Below are 14427 nucleotides of genomic sequence, written 5' to 3'. Positions count from 1 at the left end.
AACATCATGAACCGTGTCCAGGGCGTGATTGCCAAGGTGGAGCCCCATGACTCGCCAGAGCGTTATCGCAAACTGGGCGTGGACTGCATCTCTGGTACCGCAAGCTTCGTATCGCCCTGGGAACTTGAAGTTGTGCACAATGATGGCCGCACCGAACGTCTGACTGCCCGCAGCATTGTGGTTGCCACTGGCGGCAAACCGGCAGTTCCCTCCATTCCGGGGCTGGCGGAAATGGAGCCTCTTACTTCCGATAATCTCTGGTCGCTGGACACCCAGCCGGAGCGGTTACTGGTGTTGGGCGGCGGGCCCATTGGTTCCGAACTTGCCCACGCCTTTGCGCGACTTGGCAGCAAGGTAACCCAGGTGGAAATGGGTGACCGGATCCTGGCGAAGGAAGACAGTGACGTTGCCGATGTGGTCATGAAGCAGTTCCGGCAGGATGGCATCGACCTGCGTCTGAATCATGCGGCCAAAGAGTTCGCCATCGAGGATGGCGAAAAAGTAGCGTACTGCGACCACAACGGTGAACGTGTCAGGATCCCGTTTGATCAGGTTCTGGTAGCCGTGGGTCGCGCTGCCAATACCAGGGGGCTGGGGCTGGAAAACATCGGTGTCGAACCCCTGCCAAACGGTACCGTGCCGGTGGATGAAGACATGAGCATGCGCTTCCCCAACGTCTTTGCCTGTGGCGATGTGGCCGGCCCTTACCAGTTTACCCATGCTGCTGCTCACCAGGCCTGGTACGCAGCCGTGAACGGTCTGTTCGGCCAGTTCAAGCGCTTCCGGGTGGACTATCGGGTCATGCCATGGGTGACCTTTACCTCGCCGGAAGTGGCGCGGGTCGGGCTCAGTGAGGCAGAGGCGAAAGAACAGGGTATTGCCTATGAGGTAACCCGATACGGCCTGGATGATCTGGACCGCGCCATCGCCGAGAGCGAGGACTACGGCTTCATCAAGATTCTGACACCGCCGGGCAAGGACAAGATTCTGGGCGCCGTTGTGGTGGGGATGCATGCGGGCGAAATCCTGGCGGAGTTCACCCTGGCGATGAAGCATGGCCTGGGCCTCAACAAGATTCTGGGAACCATCCACCCCTACCCCACCTGGAACGAATCGGCCAAGTATGCCGCGGGTGAATGGAAGCGGGAACACGCGCCACAGGGTATTCTCAACCTGCTCGAGAAGCTTCATGGCTGGCGCCGTGGCAAACAGCCCCGCAACAAGGCCGTAAAAGAAGCGACGACGTAAAACAGAAGAAGCGCACCGGTGACGTAACGCCGGTGCGCCAGGTTTGTCTGTATCAAGAGATTCACTGTATCAACACGGAGCAGTTATGCCCCTGACCGAAACCGCCGAAAGACGTATTCCCGCCGTGGAAGTGCTGGAACCCCGGGCCCGCGACAGCTGGACCCACACCCGCAACGGTGACCCGCGCGGCTACATTGACTCGGATAAACTCAAGGAACTGTGGATTCATACCGGCACCGCCTGCAACCTGGCCTGCCCGTTCTGCCTTGAGGGTTCACACCCCGGTGACGGTCGTATTCCAGGCATGAAGCTCAGCGACGTGAAACCGTTCATCCACGAAGCTCTGGACATGGGCGTTGAACAGTTTTCCTTTACTGGCGGTGAGCCGTTTGTGATCCGCGATTTCATCAATATCCTGGATTACGCCAGCCACCACCGGCCTTGCTTTGTGCTCACCAACGCCACCGATCCGCTGCTGAAACGCCGTCATCAGGTATTGCCGTTGCTGGATAACCCCTACCCGATCCATTTCCGCGTCAGCCTGGACTTCCCGGACCGCGCCCGCCACGACGTCGACCGGGGCGAAGGCAGCTTCGACAAGGCGCTGGAAGGTATCCGCTGGCTGGTGCACCAGGGCTTCAAGGTTTCCATCGCCCGCCAGACCGATCCGGATGAGGTTGTTTCCAATGTGGAGTCTGCGTTTCGCGGCATCTTCCGCGAATGGGGCATTCCGGAAACCCTGGCCTTTACGGCCTTCCCGGACCTCGGCACGCCGGGCTCGGAGGACGGCAGCCCGGAAATCACGGAAACCTGCATGGAGAAGTACCCTACCAAAGAGGCCCGTTCCCATTTCATGTGCACCTACACGCGCATGCTGGTGAAGCGGGACAATCAGGTGCGGGTGTATGCCTGTACGTTGGTGGACGATGATCCTGACTACGATCTGGGGGGCACGCTGGCTGAGAGCATGGATGAGCGCATTATGTTGCGGCATCACCGGTGTTTTTCCTGTTATCGGTTTGGGGCCAGTTGTTCTGCTCCGGGGTGATTTGGTCTTTTTTTAGGACTGGTTGATGGATATTGGCGGCCTGGGGGTGGTGTTTTATTTCCTTGGGAAAAAGAACTCGCTTCGCTCAGACACCTTTTTCCTGGCGGAAATAAAACACCACCCCCAGACCGCGGTAAATACACTGCCATTCGTTTGGTTAAAAGAGAAAGCGGGTTAGGACTGGGTTGCTATGCCCTATGTGTCGGGGACGGCATGGCGACGTTGATGACAGAGGCAGTGGTGGAGGGGGTTCAAAAAATGTGGAGCGCCAGGGATGGCGCGACCAAGCCCCCCATGGATGGGTTCACGGGCGTTTTTTTGAACCCCCTCCACCACTGACTCAGGCACCCAGGGCCCGAAGTAACCGAACCAGCCCCGGATAGCAAACAAAGAATGAGGACAGAACAGACAATGAATTTCACGGAAGCTTCCCTGTTTTGGGGATTTTTGGTGGTTTATGGGGTGGTGATGTATGTGTTGTCGCCCAAGAGCAAGAACGCCAATTCCTTCTACAAGGGAGCCGATGACGAAGGCAATCCGGTAAGTCAGTGGTCGCTGACGGCGAGTATTTTTATCAGCTGGATCTTTGCCAAGTCGGTGACCAACGCCGCCAACCTGGGTGCGGCCTACGGTGTGACCGGCGGGCTGGCTTATGCCAGTTACTGGCTGTCGATTCCGGTGGCCGGTTACATCATTTACCTGATTCGTACCCAAACCGGGGCCCGTAGCCTGCAGGATTTCCTGACGTCGCGGTTTGGCCGGCTTGCCAGTCTGGCGTTTGCGGCGGCGATTCTGATTCGGTTGTATAACGAGGTGTGGAGCAATACCGCGGTGGTGGGTGGTTATTTTGGGCTGCCTGGGGAGTGGGAGTACTACGGTGCTGCCATGCTGTTTACTGTGTTTACCCTGGCCTACAGCCTTAAGGGTGGTTTGCGGTCGTCGATTTTTACCGATGTCATTCAGGCCTTTGTGTTTGTGTTCTTTGTCGGGGCGGTGCTGTTCCTGATCGTACCGGCCAACGACACCAGTGCCCTGCTGACCAACGGGGAGTTCAAGCTTAACGCCGGTTTTGACCTGTTGCTGGTGGCTCTGTTGCAGATGTTCAGCTACCCCTTCCACGATCCGGTGCTGACTGACCGGGGTTTTGTGAACAAGGAAAAGACCATGCTCAAGAGCTTTGTGGTGGCGGGGCTGCTGGGGTTTGTGGCGGTGTTTATCTTCAGTCTGGTGGGTGTCCATGCCCGGCTTAACGGTATTGAAGCCATGGGCAATGCGCCGGCGGCAGTAGGTCAGTCGCTGGGGCTGGCGGCGCTGTTCTTTATGAGTGTGGTGATGATGACGTCGGCAGGCTCAACGCTGGATTCCACCTTCAGCTCGCTCGCCAAGTCGCTGGCGGTGGATCTGCCGCGGCTTGCCAAACGTGCGAAAGACCGGTTGCCCAGCGTGCGTGTGGGCGCGGTGATCATGATTGTCTTCGCGTTCCTGGGGAACCTGCCGATGTTTGCTGGCACCGACATCCTCAAGGCCACGACCATATCCGGCACCATGGTGATGGGGCTGGCGCCGGTGTTCCTGTTCTATGGCTTCACCCGCTGGTCGCCCTGGAGTTTCCACCTGAGTTTCTGGACCGGCCTGGGGCTCGGCGTGTTGCTGGCTTTGGGGCTGATTCCTTCGAGTTGGGCCATCGGCGACGGCGCTTACGCGATGCTGTTGGGTGTGAATGCCTATGGCTTCCTGATCTGTATGGTCGGCTTCTTCATGCCTCTGGTAGCCCGCAGGCTGGCTGGGCGTACATTGGCGACCGGCGAGGCGTAGGCGCTGATATGAGTGAAGGTCGAAGCTGTCCCCTGGCCTATCGATACAGGCCGGCTGATCTGTGCAGGGAGCCCCACCAGGTTTCGGAGGACGTGCTCTACATTATCGGTGGACTCTACGGTAACCCCTACGCGCTGGATGAAATCGAACGCATGGCGCTGGCAGAGGAGCGCCAGGGGCACAGGGTCAGGCTGGTGTTCAATGGCGACTTCAACTGGTTTAACGCCAGCGACAGCCTGTTCCGGGAGATCAATAACCGGGTGCTGGAGCATTCGGTCTGTCTGGGTAATGTCGATTACGAATTGGCAAACCCCAGTGACGGAGCGGGTTGTGGTTGTGCCTATCCGGATTTTGTTGACCAGGGTGTGGTGGACCGCTCCAATACCATCATGGAACGACTGCAGGGGGTGGCCGGTGACCATCCGGACATACAGGAACAACTCCGCCTTTTGCCACGATATCGCTGCCTGTTGTTTGGAGGCCTAAAGGTTTTGGTGGTGCATGGTGACCCTGAATCCCTGGCGGGATGGGGGCTGGCCCATGAATCCTTCGTTGCCGGCAACGAATTGCAGTTGGCGGAGTGGTTCGGAAAGTCCGGTGCTGATGTCATTGCCTCTACCCATACCTGCCTGCCCGTGCTCTGGTCAGACACTGTTCAGGAGCGCAGTTGCGTGGCTGTCAACAACGGTGCGGCAGGGATGGGCAACCTGATGCAGGACCCACGGGGGCTGGTTGCCCGTATCGCTTTGACGAGCCCGCTGGACGAGGCAGTTGTCGGTATCGAGCGGAATCGGCTGAATGTTTCCCTGATGCCGGTCGCCTTCGATGTGGATGCCTGGCTGGCCCGGTTTGACCAGCTCTGGCCTTCCGGTTCAGCAGCAGCTGTGTCCTATCGTGATCGTATCGGAGGCGGAACGTCCCTCACCCCTGGCGACGTTGTTTTTCCTTCCGTTGTTTAATCAACCTGTCACTGGCTTGCGCCATAATCCGGTCTATTATTAAGGGACAACGGCGGGCTCTGCAGGGGTGCGCTCCGAAGGCTGACTTGAAATATATTTTGTGGTCTATATAATTCAACGCTAACTTTTTGAGGCGAATCGATCACGTTATGACATCAGAAGGCTCGAATATCACCGCCATCACCCTCCGCACACCGGTCAAGGATGATGGCTACAGGCTTCACCAGCTGGTGGCTCAGTGCCCGCCGCTGGACCCCAACTCGATCTACTGCAACCTCCTGCAGTGCAGCCACTTTGCCGAAACCGGCGTGGCGGCGGAGATAGACGGCGATCTGGTCGGCTTTATTTCCGGATATATTCCTCCCCAGCAGCCCGAAACCGTATTTGTATGGCAGGTGGCCGTTCACGAGAAAGGTCGTGGACAGGGTCTGGCCAAGCGGATGCTCAAGGCGATCGTGGCCCGTGACGCGTGTAAAAGCGTGACCCACATGGAGACCACCATCACCAACGATAACGAGGCTTCCTGGGCGCTGTTCCGGTCTTTTGCCCGTGACATGGGTGCTGAGCTCACCTATCACGAGCATTTTGAGAAAGACACCCACTTCGGCGGCGAGCACGACTCCGAGTTTCTGCTCCGCATCGGGCCTTTCACAAAGCCGGCGTAACAGCAGCCTTCCTGAGCGATCGATACCCCTGTTTGGACTGGCCGGCAGAAAGCTGAGGTGAATCTGTCACAACGGCCTCAACCAACGTGCCACCGCACAACTACCTCGAACCTGACATGCTAAGAGGCAAGACCATGGAACTTTTCAAGTCGACCGAATCCGAAGTACGTGTTTATTCCCGTGCCTTTCCGGTGATTTTCAACCGTGCCAAGAACGCGCACCTTTACACTGAAAACGGCAAGGAATACCTGGATTTTCTGGCCGGCGCCGGGTCACTGAACTATGGCCACAACAACGACATTCTCAAGAAAGCATTGCTTGAGTACATTGAGAACGATGGTGTCAGCCAGGGCCTGGATATGTTTACCAGCGCCAAGCACGACTTCATCGAGTCTTACAAGAAGCACATCCTGGACCCCCGTGGCCTGGACTACAAAATGCAGTTCACTGGCCCCACCGGCACCAATTGCGTGGAAGCAGCATTGAAACTGGCTCGCAAGGTGAAGGGTCGGAATGGCATTGTTTCCTTCACCAACGGCTTTCACGGTGTGACCATGGGTGCGGTTGCCACTACTGGTAACAAGCACCATCGTGGCGGTGTCGGTACTCCGCTGGGCAATGTCGATTTCATGTTCTATGACGGCTATCTGGGTGAGAATGTGGATACCCTCGAGATCATGGACAAAGTATTATCGGATGGTTCGTCCGGTTTTGAACTGCCGGCTGCGGTCATTGTTGAGGCGGTTCAGGGCGAAGGTGGACTGAACGCGGCCCGCGCCGAATGGCTGCAGGGGCTTGAGAAGCTGTGCAGGAAGCACGACATCCTGCTGATTCTGGACGACATCCAGGCCGGCAATGGCCGTACCGGTGAGTTTTTCAGTTTTGAGTTTGCCGGTATCAAGCCGGACATCGTCACTGTGTCCAAGTCACTGAGCGGTTACGGACTGCCCATGGCGCTGGTACTGTTCAAGCCGGAGCTGGATATCTGGAGTTCGGGTGAACACAACGGCACCTTCCGCGGCAACAACATGGCTTTCGTGACTGCTCGCACAGCCGTCGAGACCTATTGGAAGGACGACGCCTTTGCCAAAGAGGTGAAAGCCAAGACCCAGGTGCTGGCTGAAGGCCTGCAGGCGATTTGTGACAAGTACCCGGGCGAGTTCAGGCTGAAAGGCCGGGGCATGATGTGCGGCATTGAAGCGACTCACGCAGAGCTGACGGACAGGATCACCAGCCGTGCTTTTGAAAAGGGGCTGATTATTGAAACCAGTGGCCCCAACGACGAAGTCATCAAATGCCTGATGCCGCTGACCACCAGCGAGGACGATCTGCGCAAAGGTGCTAAACTTCTAGCTCAAAGCGTGGATGAAATCATGCAGGAAGGAATGAGCAAGGCGTCCTGACGCGCCAGCCATTCCCCTAAATTCATTCTGCAGGATAACGACGGTAACACTATGACTAGCGAACAACATACCGTAGAGAAGATTGGCGGCACCTCAATGAGCAATTACGAGGCCGTGCGCGACAACATCATTCTCGGCGGGCGCGAAAAGGACGAATACTACCAGCGCATTTTCGTGGTCTCCGCCTATGGCGGTGTCACCGATGAGCTGCTGGAACACAAGAAAACCGGCGAGCCCGGTGTTTACGCCCTGTTCGCTGATGCTGAGTCGGACTGGGCCTGGGGTGACGACCTCACCAAGCTGATCAAGTTCCTGACCGATATCAACGGTGAACTGTTCGGGGACCCCATGCTCAAGCAGCAGGCGGATCAGTTCATTACTGACCGCATTGAAGGGGTTCGCGGCTGCCTGATCGACTTGCAGCGGCTGTGTTCCTATGGCCAGTTCCAGCTGGAAGAGCATCTATTGACAGTCCGTGAAATGCTGGCTGGCATTGGTGAGGCTCACAGCGCCTTCAACACCGCGCTGAAGCTCCAGCAGGAAGGCATTAACGCACGCTTTGTGGACCTGACGGGCTGGCGCGACAATGAACTGCTGCCACTGGACGAAAAACTCAAGCAGGCCTTTGACGCGGTTGACCTTACCCGTGAGCTGCCGATTGTTACCGGTTACGCCCAGTGCAAGGAAGGCCTGATGCGGACCTTTGACCGCGGCTACAGCGAGATGACCTTCAGCCGCGTAGCAGTCATCACCAACGCCCGTGAAGCCATTATTCACAAGGAATACCATCTGAGTTCAGCCGACCCCAACATTGTGGGTGCGGACAAGGTGGTTCCTTTGGGTCGTACCAACTACGACGTGGCCGACCAGCTGGCCAACCTGGGAATGGAAGCCATCCATCCCCGTGCCGGCAAGGGCATGCGTCAGAACGAGATCCCGCTGCGGGTGATGAATACCTTTGAGCCGGAGCACACCGGCACCCTGATCACCGGCGACTACATCAGTGAGAAGCCCCAGGTGGAGATCATTGCCGGCAACAAGGGCGTGTTTGCCATCGAGGTGTTTGATCAGGACATGCAGGGTGAGCCCGGCTCTGATCGCCGTATTCTGGAGGTACTGGGCAGGTTCAAGGTGCGCTTCGTGTCCAAGGACACCAACGCCAACACCATCACCCACTACGTGGACAGTACCCTCAAGCACGTCAAGCGCGTTGTACGGGCGTTGAAGGACGAATTCCCCAATGCTGAGGTCAATACCCGTAAGGTTGCGATCGTTTCTGCCATTGGCAGTGATATCAAGATTCCGGGCATCCTGGCACGGTCGGTGAAGGCGCTGGCGGATGAGGAAATCAGCGTTCTGGCCTTGCACCAATGCATGCGCCAGGTGGACATCCAGTTTGTAGTGGATGAAGACGCCTACAAGAAGACCATCGTGGCGCTCCATGCTGTGCTGATCGAGCCCTATAACCACGAGTACGCAATCGTCGCGGCGTAAATCCGGCGGGGTCTGCCCGTCAGTATTTACCGCAACTGCCTCTTGCGGGCCCGGTTTCAGGGGATCCACGGCACCGTTCTGCGCGTATCTTTTACAAATTTACGATCGGAACCTGCGCCATGAATGAACTTCTGAGCCCGGGGCCGTCTCCGACCATAGCCCACTCCGGCGAAACGGAATCCCTTGTAGGGCTGTACTTCAGGGATGCGTCCCGTTACGAGCTGCTGACTAACGACGGTGAGCGCCGTCTTTCCCGCAGGCTGTCTTTCTGTTACCGGCTCATCTCAGCCGAGTTGGGCTTGCCGAAAGACACCCCCCAGACCTTCCGCGAAGTGGTTGGAAGCCTCGGGGACGCCTGTGCCTTATCAACGCGATGCCGTCGCGCCTATCATCTTGCCACCGACAGCCGCCAGCGGCTGATCCGCAGCAATCTGCGGCTTGCGGTTCACATTGCAAGGCGTTATGCAAATCGCGGTATCCCGATGTCGGATGTAATCCAGGATGCCAACGTCGGCCTCATCAAGGCGGTTGAGCGGTTTGATCCTACCAAGGGGTTCCGCTTTTCCACCTACGCCTACTGGTGGATCAGCGAAGAAGTCAAAAGGTGCATGAAGCGCGGCACCCGTCTGGTGCATACGCCGGAGAACGTGGTGGACGAAATCCGTCTGTTGCAGAAGACATCCCTGGCGCTTCATCAGCTTCTGGGCCGCACGCCCTCGCAAAGCGAGCTGGCTCGGGAAATTGAAGTATCACCATCGCGCATAGGAGAACTGCGTGCTCTTGCGAGCATGGAGGTGTCAGTGGATATGCCGGTGACTGCTGAGGGCGGTGTCACCCTTGGTGACAGCCTCAGCGCGGATGAACAGTCTTCTCCAGACCACGACATGGTCCACCGGGATCGCAAACGGACACTGGCAACGCTGCTGGCAGATCTGAGTTCACGGGAACAGGAAGTCCTGGCCCGGCGATACGGGCTCGGCCGGCCGGAGCCGGAAACCCTTCAGGTGATCTCCGATCATCTCGGTATCAGCCGCGAGCGGGTAAGGCAGATTGAAAAGGGCGCTCTCAGGAAGCTCAAGAGTCTGGTTGAAAGCCCTGAGGAAGCACTCCGGGGCTAGGCTCCGGAGTTTTCTCCGTGATAGTGAGCTTTAGCCGTGAGCAGTGAAAAACCAGGTTCCCGCCACTATCTGGCATAGCAGGACAATCGCGGTCAGTACCAGCCTGAGCTTCAGGTACCAGTCCGGCCAATACCCTCTCATCCAGCGTGCATCAACCACATAAAGCGCCATATAAGCGACGGTGTACAGTACTATTTGCGCCGCAACGGGCAGTAAAAGCCCGATACCTGCAGACACGAAAAACACCTGGCTGAGCAGCATGGTTACCAGTGGCGAAATCGGGTAGCAACGGTTTTCCAGTTGCATGGCCAGGGGCCAGTAGATGCCGGCCATGAAGGCAAGTATGCCGGCGCTGTAAAGGTAGAAGTAGCCGATGATCGCGACACTTTTGGCTGGCATCATGAAGAGACCGAGTATCGCCGCGAGAAATGGCAGTAACCCGGCAATGCCAACGACGATCGCCAGCCTGGCGACCGCAATCACGAGTTTCGCCCCTGGACCCGTATTCTCATGGGTTCGATTTCGGATGGCTCCATGCCGACCATTTCGTGGTACGCGGAGGGGTGAACCACGTCGGTTGATTCAATGTCGAATGCGCCAAGGGCATCCTGGATCTCCCAGCTGCTGCGGAACAATCGGGTATTGCCCCGCTTGTCGGACAGCAGTTGATATTGCCCGTCTATTACCAGTCTGGCCATGTACTGCTGGCCTTCCAGAGAAATAATCTCCAACAGGCCAATCGACAGGTCCGGGATGTTCCTGAGTTCTTCCAGGGTTATTCTCACCGTTTTGCTCTCATCGTGATAATCGGGGACGTTGTGATACCCACGAACTTACGAGCGGTGGATGGTTTGGGATCATCAGGCGGCCGGAATCGGCCGGAAAATCAGGGTTCAGGCCTGGCCGGACAGTTCCCTGCAGACAGCGTGTTGCGGGCAGCTGGTCAGGTGGTCATTCACCATGCCCACTGCCTGCATGAACGCGTAAACAATGGTCGGGCCGACAAAATTGAAGCCCTTTTTCTTGAGTGCCCTGGACATGGCCTCCGCTTCCGGCGTGTATACCGGCACTTCCTCGATGCTGCGCCATTGATTCTGGATAGGCGCACCATCCACGAACGACCACAGGAACTTGCTGAAGGAGTGGCCCTGCGCCTGCAGGTCGAGGTACCCCCTGGCATTGCGTATAATAGACTGCACTTTCAGGCGGTTACGGATTATTCCCCGGTCCTGAAGCAGGGATTCAATCTTGCCATCGTCGTAACGGGCGATGCGCTGGGGGTCGAAATGATCGTAGGCAGCCCGGTAATTTGCCTGTTTTTTCAGGATGGTAAGCCAGCTGAGCCCCGCCTGTTGCCCGTCCAGGCACAGTTTTTCGAACAGTGCCAGGTCATCGTATTCCGGTCGGCCCCAGACGTTATCGTGGTAATCCATGTACAGAGGATCGTCGCCACACCAGGGACAACGTTGCTGATCTGCCATTATCACTCCTGTTCGAGGACGGTGATGTGGTTGTGAAACAGCCATTTCAAAGACGTTACGACGGCTGCTGGCCGCTCTGCTCGCAGTGATTCTTGGGGCGTTTGCAGCAGACAGCCCGAGGGTAGCGAATTTCCGGAGTGACGGTAAACCAGTGTGACCAGGAAATCGTTGACCTGGCCCACGGACGCGATCCAGTCGTTGCCTCCCCTGTCACCGGACAGGCGAAAGTCGGGGCCGACCTCCAGTGTCTGTAGATTGCCGGCTATGCCCCTGCCCGTTGCCTTCAGCCAGGCTTCCTTGAGAGTCCAGACCTTGAGAAAGTTTTCACATTGGTTGCCCGCAAGCAGCCAGGCCTGCTCACCGGGCGTGAACCACCGCCGCACCACTTTTTGCCAGTGGGGATGCCGGCCCAGCGGCTCGATGTCCAGCCCAAGTCCCGGTCTGGCAGCCACAGCACAGGCCGATAGCCCATGGCTGTGGCTGAGTGACAGGTGCCATCCGGGAGGATGCACGGAGCAGACCGGCCGGCCATCGACGGGACGGCATATTTCCCCGGCGATGCCTGATGTACCCGCCAGTGCCTGGCGAATCAGCCAGCGGCTGCACAGGTATTCCCGTCGCTTCAGGCCGCTGAAACCGGCAACGGTAGCCTGTTCGAAATCGGTGAGCCATTCCGGTGCTGTCTGGTTCTGCGAAGCCGGCTCCCGGCAAAGCCAGACGGAGGGCACCGTTTCAGGGCTGGAGCCGGTCAATGACCCACCCGTCGTGCTGTTTCACATATTCAAAGCGGTCGTGCAGCCGGCTTGGGCGTCCCTGCCAGAACTCGATTCGTTCAGGCACCACACGGTAACCGCCCCAGAAATCCGGGAGTGGAATCTCGCCTTCACTGAAGCGCCGCTTGATCTCGGCAACTTTCTGCTCCAGCAACCCCCGGGAGGTAATGGCCCGACTCTGTTCCGACACCCAGGCGCCGATCTGGCTGCCCCGTGGGCGGGAGGCAAAGTAACGCAGTGATTCGGTTTTGCTGACTTTTTCCACCTTGCCCTGTATCCGCACCTGACGGTTGAGGGCCAACCACGGGAACAACAGGGCCGCTTGCGGATTTTCAGCCAGTTCCCTGGCCTTACGGCTACCATAATTGGTATAGAACACAAAGCCGGAGTCATCGAAATATTTCAGCAGCACTGTGCGTATATCGGGCATACCATCGTCACCGGTTGTCGCCAGCGACATTGCATTGGGTTCCAGAATACCGGCTTCGCGGGCATCGCCGAACCAGGTCTGGAACTGCAGGATCGGGTTGGTATCGAGAGCGTCACGATCGAGACCTTCGCTCTCGAAGTCGCGGCGCATATCGCTAATGTCCATCAGGGTTACCTGTCCAAGGGATTCGTCGTGTAATACGGTGATGACAGAATATCCGGTTCATGACGCCTTGTCAGTCCGCCAGCGTTTCCGGCTGACAAAACCGCTACTTGCGGACTATCCTTGTTAGACTGGTACGGGCTACGCCGGGTCCGTGACCGATAACCAACAAGGAGAACACGGTGGTTGCAAACCGTACACGACGATTGTCTGTCAGAAATATTTCAGTGGTGATACTGGTTCTGGTCGTGATTTATGCCCTTGTCGGCTTCGTTGGGTTGCCCTGGTGGCTGGAACGGGTTTTGCCGGAAAGGCTTGAGAAGCACATGGGCTGGCAGGCAGAGGTCGGCGACATCCATGTAAACCCGTTCGTGATGAGTGTTGAAGTGCTGGACCTGGACGCCGAGGATAGCGATGGTGAGCCGGTTGTCGCCTTCGACCGCTTCTACACCAATCTCGGGGTCTGGCGGCTGGTTACCGGGGTTGTCGGGTTGCAGAATATTGAGCTGGAAGAACCCTATATCCGCCTGGACCTGCTGGAAGACTACAGCGTCAATTTTGCCAGGGACTGGCAGGCGAACAATCCACCGGCAGAAGACGCCCCGGCCGATGACAGTGATTCAGCAGAACCGATGCGCCTGCAGTTTGACCGGTTCAGGGTGGCCGGTGGTGAACTGTTATTCCGGGACTTCAGCCAGGAGGCGCAGGAAGATTTCCGGGTGACACCACTGGATCTGGCCCTCAATGATCTGGCCACCTGGCCCCGGGAAGACTCCGAGAGCAATTATTACCTGCTGGCCGCAGTTGGCAGCCAGACCATCGAATGGGAAGGGGATCTCAGCATTGCTCCGATTTATTCGCGGGGCTTTATCAAGCTGGGAGGGGTGACCCACACCACACTCCAGCACTTCCTCAAACCTTACCTTCCGTACCAGCTTCGCGATGGCAGAGTGACGCTGAGCACGCGATACGAGCTGCAATCTGCCGACGAGCTGTTCCTGACTACCTCTGATGGACAGCTCGATATCGATAACCTTGGCCTTGGTCTGGCGGGTCATGATGACGAGCTGCTGACCGCAGACAGAATTCGTGTGGGCGATATCAGTTTTGGCCTGAACAGCCGCAACGTCTCTACCGGTACCCTGGATACCGATGGTGTGAACCTCTCGCTCCATCGCGATGCGGACGGGGCGATCAACCTGCTCGAACCCTTCCGTAACGAGGCCGACGAAGAACCTGCAGACGATTCTTCTGACACTGATATGCCGTTCCGCTGGACCGTCGCCGGTGTGGAGTTGGGCAACAGTTCCGTGAACTGGCGGGATGAGCAACCACGAACCGGCGCCGACCTGTCCTTGACAGACCTGAGCATCAGCGTTGACGAGCTTTCCGACCAGCTTGAAGAACCGGTCAATTACAAGGCTGACGCTACCCTGGGCGGTGGGGGCCGCGTGGTGATCAACGGCCAGGCTACACCGGCACCTTTTACCCTGGAAGCAGGGATTGCCGGTTCTGACATTGTTCTGGCCCAGTTCGGCGCCTATATCAACGAGGCGGCGAATCTGGATGTCAGGGATGGCAGCCTGAGCGTGGACGGAAACCTGGATCTTGACCAGCAGCAGGATCCTCTCACCGGCACCTTCAGCGGTGCCGGTGAGATTGCTTCTCTGGATCTTCGTCTCGGAGACAGTGATGAGCGACTCATTGGCTGGCAGACTCTGCGCCTGGAACCGATCGAATACAATGTGGCACCCGCGCGACTGGAAATCGGAACCGTTACCCTGGCCGGTCCGACGGTCAACGTGGTTCGTGGGGGAGATGGCCTTCACAA

Annotated in this window: 14 protein-coding genes; 9 read left to right on the top strand and 5 right to left on the bottom strand. The window is 57.6% G+C overall.

What is annotated here, in order from left to right:
• The 8 genes from ACESMB_RS10895 to ACESMB_RS10860 form a co-directional block, all read left to right on the top strand.
• Positions 1-1248, top strand: a 1248-nt coding sequence (locus ACESMB_RS10895; RefSeq protein ID WP_372971530.1) for a dihydrolipoyl dehydrogenase family protein, incomplete at its 5' end; no start/stop codon positions are given.
• 85 nt (positions 1249-1333) lie between these two features.
• Complete coding sequence (locus ACESMB_RS10890; protein ID WP_372971529.1) at positions 1334-2296, top strand: radical SAM protein; 963 nt, start codon at positions 1334-1336, stop codon at positions 2294-2296.
• 411 nt (positions 2297-2707) lie between these two features.
• Entirely contained in the window at positions 2708-4111 is a 1404-nt protein-coding gene (locus ACESMB_RS10885; protein ID WP_372927048.1) for a sodium:solute symporter family transporter, read from the top strand.
• An 8-nt stretch (positions 4112-4119) separates the two neighbouring features.
• On the top strand, positions 4120-5070 hold the full coding sequence (locus ACESMB_RS10880) for a metallophosphoesterase family protein (protein ID WP_372971528.1): 951 nt from the start codon (positions 4120-4122) through the stop codon (positions 5068-5070).
• A gap of 149 nt (positions 5071-5219) precedes the next feature.
• Complete coding sequence (ectA, locus tag ACESMB_RS10875) at positions 5220-5735, top strand: diaminobutyrate acetyltransferase (RefSeq protein ID WP_372927046.1); 516 nt, start codon at positions 5220-5222, stop codon at positions 5733-5735.
• A 134-nt stretch (positions 5736-5869) separates the two neighbouring features.
• Positions 5870-7138, top strand: coding sequence for a diaminobutyrate--2-oxoglutarate transaminase (gene ectB / locus ACESMB_RS10870; protein WP_372971527.1), 1269 nt, complete (start codon positions 5870-5872; stop codon positions 7136-7138).
• Positions 7139-7189: 51 nt separating this feature from the next.
• Positions 7190-8632: an aspartate kinase gene (locus ACESMB_RS10865; RefSeq protein ID WP_372927044.1), complete on the top strand. Its 1443-nt coding sequence runs from the start codon at positions 7190-7192 to the stop codon at positions 8630-8632.
• Between the two features lie 119 nt (positions 8633-8751).
• Positions 8752-9750 carry an RNA polymerase sigma factor RpoD/SigA gene (locus ACESMB_RS10860; RefSeq protein ID WP_372927043.1) on the top strand — a complete coding sequence of 333 codons (999 nt, stop codon included), beginning with the start codon at positions 8752-8754 and terminating at the stop codon, positions 9748-9750.
• Between the two features lie 30 nt (positions 9751-9780).
• On the opposite strand, the gene ACESMB_RS10855 is transcribed toward ACESMB_RS10860, so the two are convergent.
• From ACESMB_RS10855 to pdxH, 5 genes are all read right to left on the bottom strand, one after another.
• A complete protein-coding gene (locus tag ACESMB_RS10855) occupies positions 9781-10233 on the bottom strand; it encodes a DUF3429 domain-containing protein (protein ID WP_372927042.1) in 453 nt (150 codons plus the stop codon).
• Positions 10230-10535, bottom strand: a complete 306-nt coding sequence (locus ACESMB_RS10850) for a DUF6482 family protein (RefSeq protein WP_372927041.1) — start codon at positions 10533-10535, stop codon at positions 10230-10232. The genes ACESMB_RS10855 and ACESMB_RS10850 overlap by 4 nt, the downstream gene beginning before the upstream one ends.
• 108 nt (positions 10536-10643) lie before the next feature.
• Positions 10644-11231: a DNA-3-methyladenine glycosylase I gene (locus ACESMB_RS10845; protein ID WP_372927040.1), complete on the bottom strand. Its 588-nt coding sequence runs from the start codon at positions 11229-11231 to the stop codon at positions 10644-10646.
• Between the two features lie 2 nt (positions 11232-11233).
• Complete coding sequence (locus tag ACESMB_RS10840; protein WP_372927039.1) at positions 11234-11983, bottom strand: 4'-phosphopantetheinyl transferase family protein; 750 nt, start codon at positions 11981-11983, stop codon at positions 11234-11236.
• Positions 11964-12599: a pyridoxamine 5'-phosphate oxidase gene (pdxH, locus tag ACESMB_RS10835; RefSeq protein WP_372927038.1), complete on the bottom strand. Its 636-nt coding sequence runs from the start codon at positions 12597-12599 to the stop codon at positions 11964-11966. Before pdxH ends, ACESMB_RS10840 begins: the two co-directional genes overlap by 20 nt.
• A 179-nt stretch (positions 12600-12778) precedes the next feature.
• Here pdxH and ACESMB_RS10830 point away from each other — a divergent pair.
• The coding region (locus ACESMB_RS10830) for a DUF748 domain-containing protein (protein ID WP_372927036.1) at positions 12779-14427 on the top strand (1649 nt) is incomplete at its 3' end.

Origin of the sequence: Marinobacter sp. (genome assembly GCF_041686475.1) — a bacterium.
Classification (GTDB): Bacteria; Pseudomonadota; Gammaproteobacteria; order Pseudomonadales; family Oleiphilaceae; genus Marinobacter.
The sequence above is the reverse complement of the archived record's forward strand: the minus strand, read 5'-3'. Positions and strand labels throughout refer to the sequence as shown.